The 3,211-nt window shown below is 46.0% G+C and carries 4 protein-coding genes; all 4 read left to right on the top strand.

All coding sequences use genetic code 11. The features are described from left to right. Positions 1-8 precede the first annotated feature (8 nt). Positions 9-143: a DUF6515 family protein gene (locus WBV75_RS06445; protein WP_424119821.1), complete on the top strand. Its 135-nt coding sequence runs from the start codon at positions 9-11 to the stop codon at positions 141-143. 214 nt (positions 144-357) lie between these two features. After that, positions 358-2,565 (top strand): RelA/SpoT family protein, encoded by a 2,208-nt coding sequence (locus WBV75_RS06450; RefSeq protein WP_424119819.1) that lies wholly within the window; start codon positions 358-360, stop codon positions 2,563-2,565. An 89-nt stretch (positions 2,566-2,654) separates the two neighbouring features. Beyond that, complete coding sequence (locus WBV75_RS06455) at positions 2,655-3,107, top strand: Fur family transcriptional regulator (RefSeq protein ID WP_424119820.1); 453 nt, start codon at positions 2,655-2,657, stop codon at positions 3,105-3,107. Between the two features lie 12 nt (positions 3,108-3,119). After that, on the top strand, positions 3,120-3,211 hold a 92-nt coding region (locus WBV75_RS06460; RefSeq protein WP_424119822.1), incomplete at its 3' end, for an adenylosuccinate synthetase.

The following is a 3,211-nucleotide window of genomic DNA, read 5'->3' on the forward strand; positions in this document are numbered from 1 at the left end:
TCCCTGCCCTGCCCGAGGGAGGGGAAGAAGTCAAGGTCGGGGATCGGACGTATGTTAAATTCGGAGATACCTACTACCAGCCCGTCCAGGTGGATGGCAAGGATATGTACGAAATTGTGGAAGTCAAAGAAGAGACATCCTAAATTAAGCCATTTTTATAATTCAAGGACTTTCGATCCCTGCATTGCCTCCACCCTATTGGATCGATGCAGGGTTTTTTAATGGCCGTAGTCCCTCCGGGTTCAGGGTTATGGAATACTAAATACCCAGTCTGCTATCCACTGTAACTCGCCCTGACAAGTTGGCGGGGGCACGATTTTTGTAGGTTCTGATAAGGATTTATCCTATTTTTAAGGTATGGCCACACAGGCAGTCATAGAAAAAGAAAACAAGGCAATTGCCCGGGAATACAAGGAGCTCTTGCGCATCAGTTACCAGACCCTCTCCGATGAGGACAAAAAACTGATTCGCCAGGCTTTTGATGTGGCTGTGGATGCCCATAAAGACCAGAGGCGCAAATCCGGGGAGGCCTATATCTTCCACCCGATTGCCGTGGCTAAGATTGTGGCGTCAGAAATCGGCCTGGACGCGACATCTATCGCCGCGGCACTCCTTCATGACGTGGTGGAAGACACGCCTTATACCCTGGATGACATTGAGCAGATTTTTGGGGAGACCATCGCCCGAATCGTAGACGGGCTCACAAAGATCGGCCACCTCAAAAAGGACATGAATATTTCGCAGCAGGCGGAGAACTTCCGGAAAATGCTGCTGACCCTCCACGACGACATCCGGGTAATTATCATCAAAATCGCCGACCGCTACCACAACCTGCTGACTATGGATTCCATGCCGGAACACAAGCAGGTCAAAATCGCCTCAGAAACCCTCTATATCTATGCACCCCTCGCACATCGTATCGGGTTGTACAATATTAAAACAGAACTCGAGGACTTATCCCTTAAATACACTGAACCTGAGGTATACCAGGATATTCAGGGGAAAATAGCGGGGAGCAAAGAGGCCCAGCAACAGTATATTGAAGATTTTTCAAAAGTCATCCGCGACTCCCTCGATAAAGAAGGGCTGAACTACGATATTAAAGGGAGGATGAAGTCGATCTTTTCCATCCGTCGTAAAATGCAGTCCCAGAATGTGGCTTTTGATGAGATTTACGACAAATTCGCCATTCGCATCATCTATAAATCGGATCGGAAAAACGAGAAATTCCTCGCATGGAAAATTTATTCCATCGTAACCGATAACTTCACCCCTAACCCGGTCCGCCTGCGCGATTGGATTTCCAGTCCGAAGTCCACAGGTTATGAAGCCCTGCATATTACGGTTATGGGGCCTAAGGGGCGCTGGGTTGAGGTACAAATACGGAGTGAGCGAATGCACGAGATCGCTGAAAAGGGTTATGCGGCACATTTTAAATACAAACACGGGGACCAAAAAGAACAGGGGATTGAGATTTGGCTCAACCGCCTGCAGGAAGCCCTGGAGACTTCAAACGGCAGTGCCGTGGATTTTGTGGAGGAGTTTAAGCTCAATCTGTATTCCAAGGAGATTTTTGTATTCACCCCTAACGGAGAACTTAAACCGCTCCCCAAAGGGGCCACCCCTCTCGATTTCGCCTTCAATATACACACCGAAGTGGGCATGCATACCCGGGGGGCTAAAGTGAATGGGAAGCTGGTACCCCTCAATACAACACTACGAAGTGGAGACCAGGTTGAAATAATCACCTCCGACAATGCAAAACCCAACCAGAATTGGTTGGACTATGCCACCACAGCCCGGGCACGGTCCAAAATACGTTCTTCCCTCAGGGAGGAGAAGAAGGAAGTGGCCATGGAAGGTAAAGAAATCCTCAGGCGGAAGTTAAAGTCCTTAAAAATCAGTTTGAATGAAGATGTGATAAATAAAATGGTCATCTACTTTAAGCTGAAGACCAGTCTGGATCTCTTTTACAGGGTAGGTAACGGGGTAATTGACAACCAGCAGATGCGGGATTTTGCGGGCTCCTACAATAATGCGTTTTTAAATTTCTTCAAAAACCGCATACGACGAAAAGGGACTCCGGAAGGAATAGACAAAGACGAGATAACGGCGAATTTCGATATGCTGGTCTTTGGAAAAGAAGAGGAGAAACTCAGCTACAGCCTGGCCAACTGTTGCAATCCCATCCCCGGGGATCCTGTTTTTGGATTTGTCACGGTCAATGAGGGAATCAAGGTGCATAAGAAAGACTGTCCGAATGCGATTTCGATGCAATCTAAATACGCCTACCGTATTATCTCTGCGAAATGGATTGACTCTGCCCAGGAAGAATTCACAGCCGAAATCCGCATGAGTGGGATTGACAACCTGGGATTGATTAATTCGATAACCGATATCATATCCGACGAAATGCACGTCAATATGCGGAATATTAACTTCAGTACTGACGGAGGTACTTTTACAGGTCGTATCAAACTGGTTGTCAAGAATAAAGGCATCCTGAAAAAGGTGTTGGAAAACTTAAAACAAATAAACGGAATCGATAAAGTCGCTCGAATTTAATCGGGTTTTGACCCTTAAATTCGAAGGGGGAATCCCGTCCTTTTCCTTTTTTAAACGTACTTTTGTAACCAGGTTGCAAGGAATTCTTAATGAATCGGAAAGATCAGGAAATCGTTAAAAATGTGTTCACCTCCTTCCTGGAGGAAAACGGGCATCGCAAGACTCCAGAGCGCTATGCGATCTTACAGGAAATATACAACAACGACGACCATTTTGATATTGAATCACTGTATATCAAGATGAAAAATAAAAACTACAGGGTTAGCAGGGCTACCTTGTACAACACTATTGAATTACTCCTGGATTGCAAGCTGGTTCGAAAACACCAGTTTGGGAAGAATCAGGCCCAATACGAAAAGTCCTATTTTGACCGCCAACACGATCATGTCATCCTGACGGATACCGGGGAAGTAGTAGAGTTTTGCGATCCCAGAATTGAATCGATCAAGAAGACCATCGAGGAGGTTTTTGATATTGAAATTAACAACCACTCCCTTTACTTTTACGGGACACGTAAAAAGAAGGAAGAAGTCACAGAATAACCCCACTATATCATGCGCGTAGATTTGCTGCTCGGGCTCCAATGGGGAGACGAGGGAAAAGGAAAGATTGTTGATGTTTTAACCCGGGATTACGACATTATTGC

This window comes from Robiginitalea sp. (assembly GCF_049588695.1).
GTDB lineage: Bacteria > Bacteroidota > Bacteroidia > Flavobacteriales > Flavobacteriaceae > Robiginitalea.

What these genes read in the sequence shown, in the direction of transcription:
- WBV75_RS06450 (WP_424119819.1), top strand. Translation starts at nt 358, where the DNA reads ATGGCCACACAGGCAGTCATAGAAAAAGAAAACAAGGCAATTGCCCGG.
- WBV75_RS06455 (WP_424119820.1), top strand. Translation starts at nt 2,655, where the DNA reads ATGAATCGGAAAGATCAGGAAATCGTTAAAAATGTGTTCACCTCCTTC.